Origin of the sequence: Enterococcus sp. CR-Ec1 (assembly GCF_002850555.1) — a bacterium.
Classification (GTDB): domain Bacteria; phylum Bacillota; class Bacilli; order Lactobacillales; family Enterococcaceae; genus Enterococcus_D; species Enterococcus_D entomosocium.
Window position 1 is genome coordinate 816263 of the sequence record NZ_CP025223.1, and the last position, 21612, is coordinate 837874.

At 37.9% G+C, this 21612-nt stretch carries 15 protein-coding genes; 11 read left to right on the top strand and 4 right to left on the bottom strand.

Annotation, left to right across the window (positions count from 1 at the left end; translation table 11 throughout):
- Positions 1–216 precede the first annotated feature (216 nt).
- Positions 217–537, bottom strand: coding sequence for a DMT family transporter (locus tag CXM95_RS03860; RefSeq protein ID WP_005237430.1), 321 nt, complete (start codon positions 535–537; stop codon positions 217–219).
- A 251-nt stretch (positions 538–788) separates the two neighbouring features.
- On the bottom strand, positions 789–2723 hold the full coding sequence (locus CXM95_RS03865; protein WP_034872182.1) for a BglG family transcription antiterminator: 1935 nt from the start codon (positions 2721–2723) through the stop codon (positions 789–791).
- 247 nt (positions 2724–2970) lie between these two features.
- Here CXM95_RS03865 and CXM95_RS03870 point away from each other — a divergent pair, with 247 nt between their 5' ends.
- From CXM95_RS03870 to mngB, 4 genes are all read left to right on the top strand, one after another.
- Complete coding sequence (locus tag CXM95_RS03870) at positions 2971–3432, top strand: PTS sugar transporter subunit IIA (RefSeq protein ID WP_005237428.1); 462 nt, start codon at positions 2971–2973, stop codon at positions 3430–3432.
- Positions 3429–3752 carry a PTS fructose transporter subunit IIB gene (locus tag CXM95_RS03875; protein WP_005237427.1) on the top strand — a complete coding sequence of 108 codons (324 nt, stop codon included), beginning with the start codon at positions 3429–3431 and terminating at the stop codon, positions 3750–3752. The genes CXM95_RS03870 and CXM95_RS03875 overlap by 4 nt, the downstream gene beginning before the upstream one ends.
- Positions 3753–3770: 18 nt before the next feature.
- Positions 3771–4871 (top strand): PTS fructose transporter subunit IIC, encoded by a 1101-nt coding sequence (locus tag CXM95_RS03880; protein WP_008377165.1) that lies wholly within the window; start codon positions 3771–3773, stop codon positions 4869–4871.
- A 263-nt stretch (positions 4872–5134) separates the two neighbouring features.
- On the top strand, positions 5135–7810 hold the full coding sequence (mngB, locus tag CXM95_RS03885) for a mannosylglycerate hydrolase (RefSeq protein ID WP_005237425.1): 2676 nt from the start codon (positions 5135–5137) through the stop codon (positions 7808–7810).
- Positions 7811–7965: 155 nt separating this feature from the next.
- Here mngB and CXM95_RS03890 read toward each other — a convergent pair whose 3' ends face one another.
- Together CXM95_RS03890 and CXM95_RS03895 are read right to left on the bottom strand one after the other, a co-directional pair.
- Positions 7966–9057 (bottom strand): GDSL-type esterase/lipase family protein, encoded by a 1092-nt coding sequence (locus tag CXM95_RS03890; RefSeq protein WP_233499088.1) that lies wholly within the window; start codon positions 9055–9057, stop codon positions 7966–7968.
- Positions 9058–9068: 11 nt separating this feature from the next.
- Complete coding sequence (locus CXM95_RS03895; protein ID WP_016613049.1) at positions 9069–10478, bottom strand: PTS transporter subunit EIIC; 1410 nt, start codon at positions 10476–10478, stop codon at positions 9069–9071.
- A gap of 147 nt (positions 10479–10625) precedes the next feature.
- On the opposite strand from CXM95_RS03895, the gene CXM95_RS03900 reads away from it, so the two are divergent.
- The 7 genes from CXM95_RS03900 (at position 10626) to CXM95_RS03935 (ending at position 20838) form a co-directional block, all read left to right on the top strand.
- Positions 10626–11342: a GntR family transcriptional regulator gene (locus tag CXM95_RS03900; protein ID WP_005237422.1), complete on the top strand. Its 717-nt coding sequence runs from the start codon at positions 10626–10628 to the stop codon at positions 11340–11342.
- Between the two features lie 182 nt (positions 11343–11524).
- The gene (locus CXM95_RS03905; protein ID WP_008377173.1) at positions 11525–11953 is read left to right on the top strand and encodes a GNAT family N-acetyltransferase; all 429 of its coding nucleotides are present in this window, start codon (positions 11525–11527) and stop codon (positions 11951–11953) included.
- Between the two features lie 1307 nt (positions 11954–13260).
- The gene (locus CXM95_RS03915; protein ID WP_005237418.1) at positions 13261–13611 is read left to right on the top strand and encodes a hypothetical protein; all 351 of its coding nucleotides are present in this window, start codon (positions 13261–13263) and stop codon (positions 13609–13611) included.
- Positions 13608–14429 (top strand): WxL domain-containing protein, encoded by an 822-nt coding sequence (locus tag CXM95_RS03920; protein WP_005237417.1) that lies wholly within the window; start codon positions 13608–13610, stop codon positions 14427–14429. The genes CXM95_RS03915 and CXM95_RS03920 overlap by 4 nt, the downstream gene beginning before the upstream one ends.
- An 80-nt stretch (positions 14430–14509) precedes the next feature.
- Positions 14510–15589, top strand: coding sequence for a DUF916 and DUF3324 domain-containing protein (locus tag CXM95_RS03925; protein WP_086299163.1), 1080 nt, complete (start codon positions 14510–14512; stop codon positions 15587–15589).
- A complete protein-coding gene (locus tag CXM95_RS03930) occupies positions 15582–18815 on the top strand; it encodes a lectin-like domain-containing protein (protein WP_086316942.1) in 3234 nt (1077 codons plus the stop codon). Before CXM95_RS03925 ends, CXM95_RS03930 begins: the two co-directional genes overlap by 8 nt.
- Before the next feature lie 532 nt (positions 18816–19347).
- Complete coding sequence (locus CXM95_RS03935; RefSeq protein ID WP_101698857.1) at positions 19348–20838, top strand: helix-turn-helix domain-containing protein; 1491 nt, start codon at positions 19348–19350, stop codon at positions 20836–20838.
- Positions 20839–21612: the final 774 nt, after the last annotated feature.

Consider the following 21612-nt stretch of genomic DNA (forward strand, 5'->3'; position numbering starts at 1 on the left):
CCCTCCGTTTTCTTTACATGAATAGCATAAAGGTTAGAGTGACTATAAGGTCAAACGTTTTTTGAAAATATTTTTTATCTATAGGCTAATTGCAAAAAAATCTTTAGATTGGCTGAAAAAGGCGATTTGGATCCGTGTTTCGATATATGAGTCAAGGCGCTTGATTAATGAAGGTACCTACAAAAAGGCTAGCAAAACTATTATCAAATGGCTAAATCAATGTCCGCTGGTAAACTTGATGCCCAAAATACCAACTATTAATAAGACGACGAAAACCCAAGTCAGAAGGGATAGCTGGTCTTTAAAGAACACGACCCCCACAATAATCGATCCCACCGCACCTATCCCTGTCCAAACAGGATAAGCGATACTTAATGGTAGGTTTTTGACCGCTAAAGCCAAGAAGCCAAAACTGAAAAGCATTCCGATGACTGTTGAAATACTATACCAAAAGTGGCTAAACCCGTTGCTCAGTTTCATGGTAGATGCCCATACGACCTCAAAAAATCCTCCTAAAAGTAAATAAATCCATGTCATAATTTATTCTCCTCCTCAAAAAAAAATAAGCATTCAGTAAACTCTTCAAGGACCTAATGAGTTTACCAAACACTTCTATCACCCGGTGGTGTTTTGGATATTCAATTAATGTAACAATAATAAAATCTTAGCTGAAAAGGGAGAGATTGTCAAACTCTCTGAATTCAGAATCTTTTCATTTACTAACCATAGTTTGCATGCATTTCACAAAAGTTAGAATCAACAAAAGGAGCTGGATTCCCCAGCTCCTTTTATAATTGCTTGATACAGCTCAAAAAGTGGTGATAGTCACTTTTTTGTAAGATTGCTTGTTGAATATCTTCACGATCCATCAATTCTAATAAAAGACTATAGATTTCTTCGGTATCTTCATATTCGTCTTTTTGAATCGCAAAGAGAAAGACAAATTTAACCAAATCACCATTTCCCCAATCAACACCATCAGGAATGATCGCCACTGAAACGGCTGAGCGTTTTGCCAGCAATGTCATGGGGTGGGGGATAGCAAGCCACTCGTTAATATTGGTCTGATTGATTGCTTCTCGTTTTTTCACACTGTCATAAAAATCTTGGGGCACAAAATCTTTTTGGTACAATTGCTGCGCCATTTTCTTTAGTAAGGTTTCTTTATCTGCATGATTTTCATGAAGAAAAAATGCTTTTTGAAACAATGAATAGATGCCGTCTTTTGTTTCACTGAGCGTTTCAATGAACGGTTCGATTTTGCCAATTTCTTTATCTAGCTTGGCCATGTTGATGTAAATAGAGGGAACCGAAAACTGTTCTAATGGAACGGTTGTGATCACAAAGTCAATCGCAGAAAGATCACATTGTTGTAGCTCGACGTAAGAAAAGCGATCAACGACTTCGATCGTTTCTTGATAGTGCTTGATAATTTTTGCTTCAATAATACGACTCATGGCTCGACCAGTTCCACAAACAAGGATGACGCGATGTTTATGATGATTTCTGATGGAATTCCTTTCCATAGCACCTGCGATGTGCAAAGCGATATAGCCGATCTCATCAGGAGAAAAATAAAAACCGTGTTTCAGGCTTACCGTTTCTAAATGAGTCAAACATAAATCATAAGCCTGTGGAAAAGATTTTCTGATCGTTGCCAGCAATGGATTGCTACGGCGTGCATCCATTAGATTCATATTGATAAAGCCCTCAATATGAGATGTCAGATCTTCTATTAGCATCTTGTCTGTCTCTAATGCATAGTTTGACGTCTGTTTGATCGCAGTTAATAATTCTTCCACAATGGCTTTCGCAGTTTTCGTGGAAGAATCGCTTGCATCGCCTGTTTCAACTAAACGTGGTGCGTTCATCGCGAGATAGTAAATGAAGTATTGTTTTTCTCCAGCAGTCAATTGTATATCAAATGCATGATCGATTTCTTCTAAGAAGTGACCTACAACTTTCTGGGCGTCTTTTTTGAGCACGGGCACATGCAAGGGAAATTCGTTGATCTGATGACCGGCTATAAAGCGACTGATTGCTAAAGCAAAATGAGAAAGAATGTTTTTATGATAGTAATCAGAGTCTAATAAGTCTAAGGGTGCCAGATGATTTAATGACAATTCTTGCAAGCGGGTTAGATCAATCGTATCAAACAACTCAAGTTCCATTTCCGTGAAGCCGACCAAATACTCTTGGAGATCTTTTTCAATCAACAGATCACTGATTGCTTGGCGTTTGGCGAATTCGTTACCCAAGACTTCAAAGCCAATATTTGGACGATTTACTATTTTTAATTGATAGGTCGCTAAATTGTCTCGAGCCGTTTTTAAGTATGAGTAAAAGGTGTTTTTACTAATAAATAATCGATCAAGAAAATCATCCAAGGATAAAGGGGTTTCATTCTTAAATAAAAGGAAAAGTAGATAAGCTTGTCGTTCTTCACTCGTAGTTAGAAAGGACTCGGTAGTCGACATACTTTCAGTCCACCAGTCATGAAATCGTTCTTTTGAACCAATAGACAACAAATAGCCTTGTCCTCGAATCAACTTGATGGAGGCTCCTACATTTGTTAACAAATCATTCAAATTTGCAATGTCGGTCCGAACCGTTCGCTCAGAAATCGAGAAGCTTTTTGTTAACTCCTTCATTGGTAGCGGCGCCGTTTGTCTAGTTAATACTTCCATTAGATCATCTAATCGTTGATAAGCAAGTTTTGACACTTGTTTCACCTCCGTGCTCTTTCTCATCATACAATAGAAAGAATAAGAAGGAAATGCTTCACCAGTACCGAAAGTTTCCAGAAGAGTTGGCAATCATTTTGGAAAACGCTTTACTAATGATTGCCGCTTGAATTGGAAATTTGTTGTGTTTACATGGTGAATCAGAAACCGTAAATTAAACGTGTACAGAAAATAAACCACACGAATTACGCTAATGGTTTCATAATAAAGGAAAGGAGCAGATGAGATGGATTTTCAGGAAAAAAATATTCTCTTGAATGTGGCTGTTACATCAAAAGAAGAACTGTTTCACGTAATTGCGCATCATGCCTATGAATCAGGGATCGTTACCAATGCAGCAGATACATGTGAGGCATTCATTGAACGGGAAGCACAATATTCAACCGGCTTACAAGAAGGCTTTGCTATTCCACATGCAAAAGCTGAACCGGTTTTGGAACCGACCGTTTTGTTTATTCGTTTAGAGCAAGCCATCGAATGGGAAACTTTCGATGATTCGGCAGTCAAAAATGTGTTTGCTTTGATGGTCCCTAAAAAAGATGAAGGAACGGTGCATCTGCAAATGCTGAGTCGTCTAGCAACCGCATTGCTTGAAGAGACATTCATCCAGCAGATTCAACAATCAGAAGACAAAGCTTATTTAGCAGAATTGATCAAAAAGGAAATGATGGGAGAGAAAATTATATGAAAATAGTAGGGATTTCCGCCTGTCCAGCAGGATTGGCACATACACCGATGGCGGCAAAAGCTTTAGAAAAAGCTGGTGCGAAACTTGGCTATGAGGTCAAGATCGAACAGCAAGGCTCGTTAGGGCAAGTCAATGAGATCACTGCAGCCGAAGCAAAAGAAGCAGATTTCTTGCTTTTAGCGACTGACCAAAAAGTTGTTGGGATGGAACGGTTTGAAGGAAAACCGCAAATTCGAGTAAATATCAATACGTGTATCAAAGCACCGGAAGCGGTGCTGAAGAAATGTGTCGCTGCTGTTGAACAAAGAAACGCAAACTAAAGGAAAGAGGCAAGGATGATGAAAAGAGTTCTAGCAGATTTAAAAGGCCACTTGATGAGTGGAATTAGTTTTGTACTGCCATTGATTATTGGTGCTTCACTGGTTGTTGCCATTCCGAAAATGATTGCTCTTGGTATGGGGATCACAAGCTTAGATCCTTATGCTGACACGGAAGGCTTTAAACATGCGCTTTATTTGATTGAACAAGTAGGGTGGACAGGAATCGGCTTGATCAATACTGTCTTGGCTGGTTTTATCGCGTATTCTGTTGGAGATAAGGCTGCGCTAGGTGCCGGCTTTATCGGTGGTGCAGTCGCTTCTAGCACCAATGCTGGGTTTTTAGGGGCAGTTATTGCTGGGTTCTTAGCAGGATACTTAGTGAAGTGGGCGAAAGAACATATCAAATTACCGGAGTCGTTTGCTGGGGTGATGCCGCTGGTAATTTTACCCTTGATTGCTACATTGTCTGTAGCAATCGTCATGGGCGCCTTACTCTCTGAGCCATTGGCGTGGATCAATACTAGTTTGGTTGAATGGATCCGAACCATGATTGAAAATGACGTTAACAAAATTTTACTGGCAGTCATCATGGGGGCAATGATTGGCTCTGACTTAGGGGGACCTGTAAACAAAGCTGCTTGGATGGCAGGAAATGTGTTACTAGCGGAAGGGGTCTTTTTGCCAGCTATCATCGTGAATGTTGCGATTTGTGCGGTACCATTTGGATATGCCTTAGCAACTTTGTTCCACAAAAATCGATTCAACAAAGAGCTACTGGATGCTGGGCGTAATAACTTTATTATGGGGTTTATCGGAATCACAGAAGGAGCAATTCCTTTTACATTAGTCAATCCATTACGGCTTGTGCCGATCAACATGTTGGGAGGAGCAATCGCTTCTGGTTTGGGGATCGCATTAGGAATGTATGACAAAATGCCGCCAGTTGGGGGAATATACGGCTTCTTCACTGTTGGAAACGGTTGGGCGTATTTGATTGGACTATTTGCAGGAGCAGCCTTCATCGGTTTTGTCGCGCCTTTATTCGTGAATTTCAATAAGCAAGAAGAACAAACAGAAGATATTGCCCTCGATGATATTGAAGTGAGCTTTGAAAATTAAGCAACAAGGCTGATTAGCTAAATAGTAGCAAAAGAAAAGGCACGAGCAGGTGATTTTTCAAGAACGCTTTAAGGCATCTGACAATGTCAAGACTTGGGGAAGAAAACGAGAGTATTTGAAGAGAATCGATTTTCAAAATTCGAAGTATTTGTGTAAGAATCAAATTATGTGTACCAGATGGTAAAAAAATTGAGAAAAATTAATAGGCACGAACGACACCCATCGTTACGTGCCTTTTCTAATCACGGGAGAGGAATGATTGAATGAAAAAAACAGTACATGTCGTACCCCACAGTCATTGGGATCGCGAATGGTATTTTACGACGAGTCGCTCGAAAATCTATTTGATGCACGATCTAAAAAACGTCATTGAACAACTAGAAAAGGATGATCCTTATGAAAGTTTTATCTTAGATGGACAGGCTTCTCTGTTAGATGATTACTTGAAATGGCGTCCGCAGGACAAAGAAAGGATTCAACAACTTGTTCAACAAGGGAAGTTGATCATTGGTCCATGGTACACACAAACCGATCAATTAGTGATTTCGGGAGAAAGCATTGTTCGAAATATGTTATATGGCATGAAAATTTGTGAAGCATTCGGAACCTACATGAATGTCGGCTATGTGCCAGATTCTTTCGGACAAGCAGCTAGTATGCCGCAAATCTATCGTGAGTTTGGTATCACTGACACGATGTTTTGGCGCGGTGTCAGTGATGACGATGTTAAATGCACAGAGTACAAATGGCGTGGAGAAGATGGTTCTGTGGTCAATGTTTATCAGATCCCAAGTGGGTACTACATTGGCGGTGCCATTCCTGAGCGAGAAGTAGAATTAGCAAAGTTCTTACATCAAGAACCGTTTAAAACGACTTGGGGACGCAGTGCAACGGATCAAGTGTATTTTCCAAATGGTTTCGATCAAGCACCAGTTAGAGAAAATCTTCCAGAATTGGTTGATCGAATGAATCAACTGTATCAGGATGAGTATGTGTTACAATTTTCAACGATCGAAAAATACATTGCTGCGGTCAAAGCACGCCATCCTGAGTTGGAAGAAATCGCTGGTGAACTGATCAACGGCAAATTGATGCGAATCCACAAAACGATTTTTTCTTCACGTCCTGATTTGAAGGCGATGAACACCCAGATCCAACATTACTTAGTCAATGTCATGGAGCCTATCTTAACCATGGCTATGCAATTAGGATTTGAGTACCCCGTAGAAACAGTCATAGAGATTTGGAAGTTAATGTTTGAAAATGCGGCGCATGATTCGATTGGTTCTTGTGTTTCTGATACGACCAACGAAGATATCTATATGCGCTATAAGCAAGCGCGAGATATTTCTATGAATCTTGTCGAATTGACGTTACGACAGATTTCTACTGCAATCAACAACCCACAAGCAAAAGAAATTACTTTTACGCTTTTCAATACCTATGACACAAAACGTAATGGGGTGATCGAAGCAGAGGTTTATTTGCCGCAAAAAGAGTTTGCGATCCTTGACCAGTCAGGTCAGGCGTTACCTTATACGATTTTAGAGCTTACCGACCAAACGGAGTATGTGTTGAATCAGGGGAACATATTAGATCCAGTCAAGGAGATCTATTTGCCGGAGAAAGTCTATAAAGCAAAAATTGCCATAGAAACGACTGACGTGCCGAGTATGGGGTATACCCAGCTGACGATTGATTTAAAAGGTGATACAAGCGCACCATTGCAGGAGATTACAACCAATACGATCGAAAATGAGTACTATCAGATCACTGTCAATAGCAATGGTTCGTTGGATATTCTAGATAAAACCAATCAAGTACTTTATCAAAATCAAGGGATTATTGAAGAAAATGGCGACGATGGTGATTCATTCAATTATTCACCACCTGTGAAAGATTTTGTGATTTCATCAATTGATGCGCAACCAACGATCTCGATTCAGCAATCAGCGATCTACCAAAAGATTGATGTGGCATTCACCCTGAGGGTTCCGAAGGATTTAGCTGAACGTGCAGAAAAGAAGATCTCGGCTTCACTGCCGATCCAATTGACGATCGTGTTAAAAAAACAATCGCAACAAATTGATTTCAAATTAACGGTTGAAAATCAACAAGTGGATAGCCATCGGGTATGTGTGCTATTTGATACCGGAATTGCCTCGAAATTTTCGCTGGCTGACCAACAGTTTGGTACATTGCAGCGTCCGGTTATGTTTGAAAAAGAAATGGCCCTTTGGGAAGCCAATAAAGAGCAATGGAATGAGCAACCGATCGCCATAGAAACGTGTCAATCGTTTGTCAGTTTATTCGATGCATCCCATGGCGTAGCAGTAATGCCTCAGGGTGTACGTGAATATGAGATCGTGGGGGAAGCGTTTGATACGATTCGCTTAACGATTTTCCGAACCTATGGCTTCATGGGGAAAGAGAATCTACTGTATCGTCCAGGGCGTGCTTCAGGAGAATCAGTGATTGCGACACCAGCTGCGCAGTGTCACAAAACGATGCATTTTGATTTTTCTGTTGCTTACTTTGCGCAAGGATTTGATCAAGCAAATGTTGCGCAACGTGCCAAACAAGCAGTAACACCGATCACGCTTTATCAATCCGCAGAATTCCTGAATTCCCGATTGATTTTTACTTTAGGGCCGGTTGAACCAACCTTACCGGCAAACTTTAGTCTTTTTGAGATCAATGGCAATTTGACCCTAAGTGTATTGAAAAAAGCCGAAGCTCGTCCAGGTTATATTTTGCGTCTATACAATGGGCTTTTAGATGAAGTTGGACACGCGACGATCACATTTAACCATCCAGTGAACGTAGTAGAAACAGTCGATTTAAAAGAAGCTACAAAAGAAGCACTTCTTGTGGAAAAGAATGTAGTCACTCTTGAAAAGATAGGCCATGCAAAATTTGTGACATTGTATGTAGAATAATTGCTAGTGATCGAGAGTAAGGATATTCAAGTGCAGAGTTGAAGAAAATTCATAGTGAAAAGGTCAACCTCCCGTATACATTTTAACCAGATGTGTATGGGAGGTAGGTTTTATTTTTGACTATTTTTAACAGTTTTTGTTGAGAGTCTATCAATTCACAGCAATGAAAGGCAAAGAATTTTCTCAGCCACAGCTTTTCCTAAAATTTCCCCTCCAGTTTGAGAAAAATGCAGATGATCCCCCGAATCAAATGCAGAAGCTAATCTCGTTTTATCAGAAGGATCTCTTACCATATCATTGATATCGATCGTATTTGCTTGAGTCATTATCCATTGATTAAACGCAGTTCGGATAGCTTCTTTTTCCTCGGTCCAACTCGGCTTTCCTTGGTTGTAAGAATAGTTAAAAGGGGGAAGCGTGAGGGGAACAAACGGAATGTCTGCTTTTTTTGCCAGATTTATTAGAACTTTGTATTGTTGGATCAACTCTTCTTTGATAGGTAATTCTGAAAGCGGTGAGCCAGTTCCTGGGTGAAACAAGTCATTTAACCCAATCAATGAAACAATCAAATCTGGCTTTTGATCCACGACATCTGCTTGGAACCTGTCGATTCCTGCAACACCAAAGCTGTCTTTCCAACGAGAAATCCCTGAACCAGCATGTGTCAGACGATTGCCTGATATGCCAGCATTAAAGCTTGTTGCAATCAGACCACGTTTGTTTAGATTGTCGATGACACTATCACTAAAATATCCTTGATTCGTCAAAGAGTCGCCAAAAAAAGCAATGACTTTTGCATCAACTTTCGTTTCTAGAGCAACTGAAGTAATCCCAAAAATAAAGTTATTGGTTTCTCTTATATTCGAATGGACTACTTGATCAGATAGTAAGTTTGCCGAGGAAGATACTCGATTGATCTCGTTGGAGAATAATGCCTCTATCAGAATATCGGCTCCTTTGGTTACTGAAAAATCAACGTCATCTGTCCATAAAGTGGATCCAGCTGGGACAATGAATTGTGGTCGATTATCTAAGGTAATAACATTGGATTGTTGGTTTCCCGGATTACTACTGATTTTTATCGACTCTACGTTTAAATCAAAAGAATCATAGCGGTTACAAAGTTCGAGTGCTAATCGTTGTCCAGAAAGCGGCTGCTTGATTCTTAAACGTAATTTACGTCCATTAGGAGAAAAGTTTAGTACTTGGTAATTAGAAAATACTTGATGCCAAATTATTTTTTTCATCATATATCACCTTACAGTTCATCTGCAGCTTTCATTTTATCATTGAAACCAAAAAGCCAAGTCAAAAGAAAGGATAGCAAAAATGTTCCTATATGAGAGAGTAGATAAGCATAGAAGTTTTTATCGATCCCTGCAACCGGGTTGATAAAAGAGGCAAATCCTATAACCCCACCTGCGAATCCATAGTTGACCAAGTGAAGGAAACCTGCTAGAGCACCACCAAAAATATTTGAAAGGGTCACGAGATAGAAGACTTTTTTGTATTTTAGTAGAATACCATAGATTGCAGGTTCGCCAACACCGCATATTTGTGAAAGAGTGGCAGCAAAGGCAACTTGTTTTAGTTGAGCTTTTTTTGTTTTCAATGCGATTGAGCATGTTGCACCCGCAATACCCATCATCAATACAGACGAGAAGGCATTCATCATACTAAATCCGTTAACAGTTAAATCGTTGACGATGATCGGAATCAATGGCCAATGCATGCCGAAGACCACTAAGACTGGAAAAAGTGCGCAATAGACTGCTCCGCCAATAATCGTGTTAAAGTCAAAAATGGTACTAATTCCGAATGCTAGCCCATCACTAATAATCGTTATGATTGGTCCGATGATAAGAAGAACGGCTAAGCTTAGTACCAGAACTTCAACGATTGGTGACACAATGGAAGAAATCACGAGAGGAACAATTTTCTTTAAAAACTTTTCAACATACGTTGCTAACCAAGCAGCGACCAGAATAGGGAAAACCGAAGCTGTATAATTCATAATGGGGAATTCTATGCCAAAAATAGCGACCTTCGCAGCTGTACTTGAAGCAATAGTGACTATATTTGGGTGAATGAGTATCGCACCGACGACTGCCAGAACAATAGGATTCACCTTTAATTTTTGAGCTGCAGTAAAACCTAAGATGACAGGTAAAAAATAAAAAATGCCATCTGCAATCGTGCTAATCAATAGATAAGATTGCGAACTATCTTGTAATAAACCAAACGTCACCAACGAAGCTTGTAATCCTTTGATTATTCCAGCTCCTGCAAGAAGACCGATGACGGGCATCATTGAACCTGTAATTATGCCAATAAACTGATTGAAGCCATTTCGAAATAGCTGAAGAAAATCACTATTGGAATCATTTTCCACCACTCCCTCTGTAGAATCAAAGACTTGATCATTGTTTAACTGGCGCATTACTTCCTCGTAAATAGCATTTACTTTGTTTCCAACAACCACCTGATATTGTCCTTGAGCTTCTACTACGCCCATTACATCATCCAACTCTTTTATCTTAGTTGTATCGGCTTTCTCTTTGTCCACTAGATAGAAACGAACACGTGTAATGCAGTGGATGACATTTTTGATATTATTTTTTCCACCAACGTACTCAATCATGTACTCCGCTAACTGTTTGTCACTCATAATAAAACCTCCTCATTTCTTTTAACCGGTTACGCTCATTTTAAATTTGTTTAAACAAATAATCAAGCATTTGTTTAAACAAATTTAAGTTTTTTTATAGGTAGAATGATATCATGTTATAATTAACTGAAAGAGTGAGGTGGAACTATGGTGAATAAGTTTCGGGATATATATGACACTTTGAAAAATGAAATTAATGAGGGACTCTATAACGATACAATGGTTTTACCGACCGAAATGGCGTTAATTGAGCGATTTGGTACTAGTAGAAATACAGTTCGCAGAGCGATTCAACTGCTTAATGAAGATGGATTGGTTTATAGTGTGAAAGGAAGAGGGGTAGTTATTCTTGAAAGAATCGAGATTGACAAGAAGTCTTTCAAGGTAGGAAATTTTCAAGGATTGAAGGCACTATCCGCAGATACTGAGGTCGAAAAAAAAACAATTGTGCAAGAATTTCACGAGTTGACTGTTGATGATTCATTAGCAAAAAAAATTTCATTTCCGGTTGGTGAAAGAGTATACCTTGTGAAACGATTACGCCTCATTGATGGGAAAGCGATGATGTCAGATACGAGTTATTTCAAAAAAAGTATCGTTAAGGGTCTTAATGAGAAAATCATAGCCGGATCAATCTACGACCATATCAAACAAAACTTAGATTTTAAAATCGCTGCATCAAAGTCTATAATGAAAGTTGAATCTGCAAAAGATTCTGACTTTAAAGAATTAGCTTTAGGAAAAAATAATTGTGTGGGAATATTGGAAAATGCGGTCTATAATGATATGGGAAAATTATTCGAATATACGACAATCAGGTATATTCCTAACGAATATGCACTCATTTCATTTGATCAAAATTAAAAACTGGTTTAGCTAAATAACATAAAAGATCATAGCAAAGGGATTTCTAGTACATTGTCTGTATACTTTTTTTCTATTGCACTTGTACAAATCAACTAGCTGTCATTTATTTCTAAGTTGATAAATGAATGTGAGTTATCTAAAACAAGACCGAATAAAAAGCCAAAAGGTGGGAGAATACTATGAGAATTAGAGCTGCTGCATTGTCTGATCATAAAGAACTAGCTCATTTGTCGAAAGTACTAGGCTATCCAATCGAAGAAGAAGTATTGATCGAAGGCCTAAAGAGAATTTTAGCTGAGGAGGATCATCTCTTGCTGGTCGCTGAAATAGAGGGAAAAGCAGTTGGAATGATTGAAGCACAGCCATATTCAACAGTTTATTCTGCCGGGCGATTTTTTAATGTCCTAGGTTTGGTAGTGGATGATCAAGTGCAAAAGCAAGGCGTTGGCGGGAAACTACTGTCGGCAATTGAAGCAGAAGCCCGACAGCGAGGAATGCAAGGCATTCGATTAAATTCGAATGTCAAACGCCATGCTGCCCACAAGTTTTATGAAAACCATGGCTACCACAGCAGTCATGAACAGAAACGGTTTATCAAGGAATTATAAAAATGCAAAGACGCTGGAGGAGTGACAAACGACTCTTCAGCGTCTTTTTTGTATCCACGTTTTTATTTGTTCAATTTAAGACAGAAAATCTAGGTTCTAAGGGATCAATGCTAGCTGTAGCCTTCAGATACAAATGCATAGATCATGGAGGAACATTTCTTTAATCTTTTAGTGAAGAGGATAATTTTATTAACTGGTCCACGAATAAATAGATAATTTTCTATTTCTATGACTTGAATAGTGGTAAGAAAATCACTCAATTATTGAGGAAAATGGACGTACACTAGGTAAACCCATTTAATTGCTACCTTTTTATCCGTCTAATCATAGGAATGTATTAATGTTTGCTAAAGATCAATCAGATACTCAAACTTTTTTAGTTTTTGATAAGCTGATTTTCCTTTTCTTGAAAGTTTCACTTTGCTGAATTTAAATCGTCTTCGATTGGCTGATAGCAAGGATCGATGTAATCGAGTATTGATGATAGATTCAATTTCATTCTCTTCTTCTGTGGTTAATTTGATAGGGGAATACCCGCTTTTAATCAAAGAATATGAATATTCCAGACAGCTCATTTTATAAATAAAAGCAGTCAATTTTACTTTTTCGACCCTCATTTAATCACCCTTTCTTCTTAAAATATAGTAGTAAAGAAGATACAAAATTGCCATTCGATATTTACTTCGTGTTATGCAAATATTGAAAAAGAGATGAGTTTATGATGGAAGTTCCCTCTATTTATGGCCTGTTATTTTAGCAAGAAAGTTTTTTTTCTTATCTACTGATTTTTAATAACTAGAAGAAATACCCGGTATTGATATGAATAGCCTAGCTATATCAAGGGAATGACATAGGAAAGCAACAACTTAAAAAAAGCAAGACCTAAAATTTTTAAAAGCTGCTTTTTTTGTTTTTTTTTGCACGGTATTTTTGCGAATTTGGTGCCATTTTAAAAATGATTTTTACTATTTTTTTATTAAAAAACAATTGTTTTCTCTGGGGGACTTAGTATGCAAGAAATAATAAATGAATATACGGGTTATAAATAATTGTTATTTTTCTCAAAAATGCATGGCGCTATGAAAATTTCGATTTTGATTTTTTCTTACCCACTTGTAATCTATTAGATGCAAGAAGCAAACAGAACGCACCGTTTTTTTTCGAAAAGTTGAATCACTAATTTTAAAAGGTAGACTAAAAGATTTATTTTTCAAAAATATCTGTTAGAAGTGATTCAGCTTTTATAAAAGAAAAATACAATGAGTCATCTAAATTGATGGCTAATTTTCACTAAAGGAGGGTGGTGAATGAAATCAAAAATAGGTGAGGGAATGTTGGTCTTTTGCATAGTAGTTTTCATCCATTTTCCAACTATTGTTTATGGTACACAAACTCAAGAAGTGAAAACTGAAGGCATGATTAGTTTCACTGGTACATACGAACCCATTGGCGCGCCAGAGCCTAAGCCACCAGTTCACGTTGTCAAGCCACCTTCAGATGGTAGTTCAAGTTTGGAAAAAACTTTTCCACAAACAAATATGATCACAAACACTTGGTGGAAATCGATTGGATTAAGTTTACTTATCATTGTCGTTTGTTGGTGGGGGAAAGCATTGAAAAACATATATGAATTAAAAGAAAGTAGGAATGAAATATGAAATTTATTCGTTTAGCGTCAATTGCCGTATTATCTACCACTATTTTAGCTGGAAGTGCGACCAAAGCTTATTCACAAGAGGTTCGAGATGTAACCTCGAATGGACAAGTTGAGTTTCGTCCGGCGGGTGAAGAGGATGGAGAGCTAGAGGTGGTGAATCCAGTACCAAATCCAGATGTGGAGATTGAACCCGAAATTCCTGGGACCACTGGAGAATTATCCATCATGAAAGTAGCAACGATGAATTTCGGTACACAAGTAATTTCTAATCAAGATAGAGAATATAACATGGTTGCAGAAATGCAGCAAAAATCTGGAACAACGGGTGACGATAATAAAGTACCTTATGTCAGTTTTGCTCAGGTTCATGATCTACGAGGAACAAATGCCGGTTGGGATCTAGAAGTTAGTTTAAGTAATTTTGAGTCACAAACACAAAACAATATTTTGACGGGTGCTTGGATAGAGTTTGTTGGTTCTGAGATTAGGTACGAGGGAAGCAATAATTTAAATTCACCTAGCGCTCATGAAGATAATTTAGAACTACTCACAAACGGGGCTGCTCGTTCAGTGATGAGAGCGATAAAAGGTCAAGGCGCCGGGGTTTCTTCAGTTGTCTGGGGAAATCAAGAAGAACTGACAAATCAATTTTCCTCAGAAGATTTTGATTCTAAAAATGATGTTGTAGAAAATGGTGCCATCAAATTGCATGTTCCGGGTTCTACTGCTAAAGATGCGACCACGTATAAGGCAACACTGTTATGGGATTTGACAACGACTCCTAATGGCGATGTTGGTGATGAAGAAAATAATATTTAGTAAGAGCAGGCACCAGAAAACTTTATGAAAAATTCTCTACAGCGTTGCATGAATGTGTAGCGTTGTTTTTTTTAGAAAGGATGATTCATTTGAACCATACTCATATATCTACTTATTTACAGCATTTGTTCCTTAAATATAAGGTTTTTTTTCTTCTTTCGATTTTCTTGTTTCCAGCATTGGTCCAAGCCGAAGAAAGTAGCCTGAATTTTCATGTTGTACCGGAATTACCTGCTAGCCAAGTAGACAGTACAAATAGTTACTTTGATCTGAATCTAGCACCAGGTTCAAAAGAGAAATTGTCCTTAAAGCTTCATAACGGGAGTGAAGAAACCATTCAAGTGCGAATCACCCCTCATACTGCTTATACCAATGTGCATGGTTTCGTGGAGTATGGCAAAAAGGCAGAAGAACCGGACCCAACATTACTATATTCTCTTGACGAATTGATTGAATCACCAGATGTGGTCGAGCTCAGTGGAAATGAAACAAAAACAGTGAACTTATCACTTCAAATGCCAGACGCTTCCTTTGATGGATTTCTAGCAGGTGGGCTGCGTATTAGTGAAGTGAAGGAAGAGACAGAAGAAACGGTTAGTGAGCAAGAGGGGGTTGCAGTAAAAAATGAATTTGCTTATGTCATAGGAGTTGTGGTCAGCAATACTCGAGATTCTGTAGAACCAGATTTAGAACTCTTAGATGTTTTCCCAAATCAATTGAACTTTCGCAATGTAATTAGCGCGACGATTCAAAATGTGACGCCAACCTTTGTGAATCGACTAGCCATTAAAGCGAGTGTTCAGCGCGAAGGTGAAACAGAAATTCTTTATGAGGCAAGTGACGAGCAAATGCAGATGGCACCTAATTCCCACTTTCATTTTCCAATTCCTTTGGGAGGCGATCGTTTTGAAGCTGGCAATTATCTTTTGAAACTGACAGCAACTTCTAAAGGGGAGTCGTGGTCCTGGGAACAAAAATTTACGATTGATTCTGAAAAAGCGCGAAGTTATAACCGTACAGATGTCACGATTGACGCAAGCACAAACTGGTGGATGATAGGATCACTTGTTTTATTTTTTGCGTTATTGGGGATGATCGTTTACGAACTCTATAAGAAAAAGCTTAAAAGAAAGTCAGGAGGTGTGAGATCGGATGAGTAAATTATTTAGGAAAGCGGTAATTTATATTATCGCTTTCAAAATGATTGCACAATCATTCTCTGTACCATTGAACATGGCTTTTGCAGAAACGCTTACTGATTTTGATGATGTGTCTGAAACTAATGAATTTCCTTCTATCGTGGAGCAAACAGAAGCGGATGAATTAAAGGATGAAACCTTTCATTTTTCTGATACTTATCTTAAAGGAAAAGTATCAGAACCGATAATCGTAAAGATTTTTTCAAACAGTGAGTATCTATCTGTTCCTATTACTTTGCCAGAAGAGGCACAGATTGTTGAAGAAAAATTACCAGAGGGTATTTCTATAAAACAAGAAGCACAATTAGGTCGGTGGCTAATTGAATCCGTTCGTCCTCAAGATACATTTGACATTCCTTTGTTTTTCGAAGTTCCAGGGAAATATCAAGTATCTGTATTAGAAAAAATACTTGTTCTTGAAATAGAAGAAGAGCAACCTACAAATGATGCTAGGGACACAGAGTCAGAGGAAAACAATGGTATTTTTCCTGATGAAGATGGAATTGCTGGACAAGAAAGTGTAGAAACGGGTATTGATTATGAAGCATACAGTGAACATCTTGAGTTATTCAATGAAGTTTTTGAAGGCACACCATTAAACGAGAACAGAAAAGTTATCGTAGATGTGAACAATCTGCAAGACTATTTTCATTTTATTGGCAACGCAAAGAATGACGGTTTTGGTCAAGTGACACTCACGGAAGAAGTAACCAATCAAGCCGGTGCCATAACTCTAAAAGAAAAAATGCTCTCTGGTTATCCTATGCGAGTCACTGGCTCGATTAATACTGGACGTCTCAGTAATACGGGTTTAGGTTCGAGTAGAGGTGGCGATGGGGTCGGCTTTGGTTTTCATGCGGATGACTTAGATGCTGTAGGTGAAACAGGTCAGGGGATGGGGCTTGCAGGATTGGCTTCTTCTTTTGGCTTTAAAATTGATACGTATAGAAACAGTAGTGCAACAGCTCTAACTGAAGCGGACCCCTCGTCAATAGATGGAACTTCAAACTCTGCATTTGGTGCATTTGTTTATACAGACTCAAACTCAGGCATCCTGCGAAACTATCAAGGGAATGAAGCGCCTCCTCGAGTCACAACAAATCCCAGTAATAACTCTTTTCGAAATTTCTCGTTAGTTTACAATCCCGGTGTCGACAACAAAATACTCAGTATTAGCTATGAAGGAAGAGTATGGCGAGTTGATGTTTCTCAGTGGATAGACACAGAAGACTTATCTTTTATCATTTCTGCTGCGACAGGTGGGTCAGTCAACCTCCATCAAATTCGTCTTGATCGCTTTGAGTATGTGGCAGCAGCTACGGAATATGATTTTATTGAAGGGGATCGGACCAATTTTTTGGACCATTTTCATTTGAGCGGTTCGGCAATTTATAATGACCAAACTGGAATCGTCACACTAACCGAGGATAGGAGTAATCAAAACGGTAGTATTTTACTTAAAGAAAAATTGAGTAATATGCATCCTTTTGAGTTTAAAGGTCGTGTCAATATTGGGAATGGAAACGGAGGACAAGGAGCATCGGGTAGTTCTTTGAGCGGAAGTGATGGCGGTGATGGAATAGGTTTTGGCTTCCATCAATCTGAACTTGATACGTTAGGTCAGTCTGGACAAGGGATGGGCATAGCAGGACTGCAAAACGCTTGGGGATTTAAATTAGATACTTATCACAATCGTGTGGATTCGGGATCTGCCACTGCAGATTTAGACGAGTTTCGATCAACTGGTGTTTGGCCTTTGGTTACCCACAATCCACATGGGTCATTCATCTATACCAGAGACGATGGAATGTTGACTAGCCATGTAAGTAACAATAACGATAGTTCAGCAGCAAAGGCGATCTTAAGGAATAATAATAATTTATTTAGAGAGTTTAAAATGACCTATAATCCCGGAGAGTATGATTCGATTTTGTCAATTGAGTATAATGGTCAGGTTTGGCACCATGATGTCAGTGAATGGCTATCTAGTGGAAATGTTACTGCTTTGTCTTTTATTATTTCAGCAGCAACAGGCGCTCAGAGTAATCTACAACAGATAGAGGTAGATTACTTTAAATATATTGTTGGAGAGGGATCGGTCAACGTTGAATACAAAGATATTGATACACAGGAGAATATTTTGTCTGGGGAATCCTTTACGGGCAAGTTGGGTGACTCCACTTTCATCGATCCTAAGAGTAAAGAAAGTGATGAACCATTTCTTAATGGCTATGATTTTGTAGGAATTAGTGAAGACTCCTCTTCGCTGATTGACGACAAAGGATATTACACATTTTCAGATGAAGAAAAGACAATTGTTTATTACTTTACTAGAGCAAAAAATGAAGTCAAAGTGATGCACGTCGCCGAGCCAGGAACGATTGTTATTAAAGAAGAAACCGTTGAAATTCCCGTGAATCAACACAAAGAATTTTCTGCAGAATATTTTGAAGGATATGAACTCTTATATATTCAAAATGATGAGGAAATCTTAGAAGATGTGCAATCTCTTACTTTAAAAATTCAAAGAGACTCTCCCAAATGTATCAGATTCGTTTATATAAAAGAAAATGATCGTGTTTCTCCGTTAGATCCACTAGCTCCAGATAAAGAAGTAAATCCTGAAAATCCCTCATCTCTGCCTGAAAACCAGGGATTGTTCAGTATTGATTTTGCATCCAATTTTTATTTTGGCTCCTTTGCAATTTCCGCACAAGACAAAAGATATTACGCTAAGCCACAAAGATTATTATCAGTTGATGGAATGTTCATTGAAGAGGAGATTCGACCAAATTACGTTCAAGTCAGCGATCGCCGTCCATCAAATACTCGTGGGGGATGGGAGCTCTCTGTGAGTCAAAACGAGCAATTCTATAGCGCTGAAACAGGATCGGAGTTAACAGGGGCAAGCTTTATATTCCAGAATCAACAATTAGTTTCAGTACAAGATGGCATCGAACCTGGCTTGCAGCAGACGACACCTATCACACTTATTCCTGGTGGAGCTAAACGCACGGTTTTAAAAGCTCAAGGAGCTGAAGGGACGGGAACATGGATTTATCGATTTGGTGATTTTGAAAGTGCTGGTCGAAGTGTGATTTTAGAGGTTCCTAAGGGGGCCAATCCTGATGCTGCAAGTTATAAAACGACATTAACCTGGGAGTTAAGTTCGGTACCATCTAATTGATTTCTCTCGTGAAAAAGTTTGTTTCTTTGGCTTATATAGGAAAATATCAAGTGAAAAGGTCTGCGATGGAGTTGATAGCTACTATCCATGCTACCGTTCGTTTAAGTTTGGACAAGTATTAAATCGAGAATCAGAATAGCCTATACGTGCATTTTGACAGATCATCTACACGTCATTCAATAATGATAAATCAATGATTCCTCCCTTTTTTATGGGCGCACATAAATTATTCTGACAGATATTAATATAGGTGTCTTTCTTTGTTTAGTTGAAGGCTTACGATACTTTTCTGATCGCTTAACAGGTCTCTTTGTGGTGAAGTCTACAATCAAGGTATGTTTCTAAAATGATCAGTGTTGGATAGGGATCCATTGTTCAAGTGATAGAAATTTCTTAAAACATACCAGAGTTCCTAGGTTCTAAAAGAACTAAATGAATGCTAATAGAGCGAATGATACTTATGAACAAAGCGATACTAAAGCGAGTATTAGCAATCTATTTAAGTACTAGTTAGTAGATGGAAAGATAGAAAATGATTACAAATAAAGCGAGGAATATGATGCGTGAACTTCAAATTGCTTTTATTACAAGTCCTATGATCAGAAGATGGATGCGAATTTTAACTATTATAGAACAAGAAGAGACTTTTACAACTATTACGCTAGCTGATAAATTGGCAATCTCCCAACGTACACTAGTCAAAGATATTCATTTAATAAAAGAATACTTCGGTGATAGTGTTGCTATTTATTCAAATAATACTGGTTTTCGTTTTGCTGAAATCGATCGTCTAATGTACCAAGAGAAAAAAGAGGAACTTTTAGACCAAGATGCACTTTATGAAATATTGGAAAGAATTTTTTATGGTGATTTTGCTGACCTCGATGAACTCGCACATCAGTACAATTATGCAGAAACTACCCTAAGACGTTTTTTAAAAAAGACACAACCAACATTGGAAGAATACGATCTTAGCCTCAGCTTTAAACCTGTAAAATTTATTGGAGAGGAGTCAAACATAAGGAAATTTTTCTTTGATTTTTATTATGGAGGCGAACAAACTCCACAAACGGTTCGCCCCCCAGATGACCTGCATGCAATTATTCGAAAAGAACTTTCAGTAGAGTTGAAAACTTATAAAATAGGAACGGGAATTTCAATTGCTGCCTTCTATTCATTACTTTACTTGACTATGGTAAGAGTAAAACAAGAACAGTTGATTAAGGTTCCCGAATGGGCTAAGAGACTCGTTTATCAGGATGAGGATTACCAGTTATTTGAGTCACTGATCCCAATCATTGATAGAGAATACGGAATTCTCCTGCCGAAAGATGAGTTAGTCTGGCTCTATTTAATGATTGTATCAAAACGTACTACAAGTTGCTTGGAATACGAGCAGTGTTTTTTGCTGCGATTTGATCAATGGCCTCAAACTACTGCAATAGTCACTGATTACTTTTCAAATGAACTCTTTAGTCAATGGGATCGTCCTTTGTTAATAACCTTTACGAGGTCTTATTTCATTGCATGGCAATTAAGTAACGCCCTTTGGCCAATATGGAATAAACAGCAAATAGAAGTGAGACATATTGCCATGCAACAATCATCCTATGAAAAAAATGTAGCGTTCCTGAAAAAACATCAGGAGGAATTAAGATTATCTGCTACAGCACTTGAAGAATTAGCTGTTGGATTTACTTTATTTATTGAACTTTTAATTCATTCTCATCAGCCTCGTCAAAATATTTTATTTTTATTGGAGGGCGATTCAATGGTGGTTCAAAGTATCCGTCTTCAAGCACAACGTTTGTTAGGCGAAAGCTATCAGCTAAATTTTTTATCCTTACCAGAGTTGACAGAGGAGCGCTTAAAATCTAATAAAACAGATTTAATAGTCACGAATTACCGACCATATATTTTTGATTATGAGTTGGAGAAAGATTATCTCCTTATTAATACAATTCCAAATCAGAAAGATTGGGATCAACTAATGCAGAGGTTAAATACTTTAGTGACAAGTTAACTTGATTAAAAAATACGTTTTGAAAATCAAGACAGATAATCTTATTAAAATACTTACTAGGGTTGATGATTTTACTTATTCAAAGATTAAGTACAAAAAGCAAAATTGTACACAAATCGAAAGATTGGAATTCATCATACTTTTTGTGTGCACTATGATTATTTTACAACTCGTCATATTAAGGTATTGTGATGTTTCTATGGGGATTCACGAGGGAAATTAATGATGAGTCATGCTCATTAAATCTCATAATAATTACCGATTAATCGATGAGATGGTCAAAATGGAATTCGTTACTGGTAAAGTGAGAACATAAAAATTATTAGCTAGCGAGTAGCAGTTACGATTGCGTAGAAAAGGACGTGAGTTCTTTTCTACGTATTTTTTTGGTTTGCCTCATTGATTGAGTTGAAATATTTGAAGGGTTCATTTGTTATATATGGAAGGGATATTTCTCTTATTACATGAATCGTATTAGGAAGTTTTAAATAAAAGTAGGCAAATTATATAGTAATAAGTTTATATAATGAAGATTTTGATGGCTAATTTATATTAAGATTATATACCGATACAAAGCGAAATATTCTTTCTTTTTATTAAAATTAACAAAAGATTATATAGATGGAAACGTTATCGAACCATAATGGGCTTTCTTCTTATTCCAATTTTTAGCGAAGTTTTCAAAAAAGACATATGGTTATTATTTGTTATATTAACGCTAAAAAAATCATCTTTTTATCTGCGTTTCTGAAAAGTGCAATATGCTATGAAAAT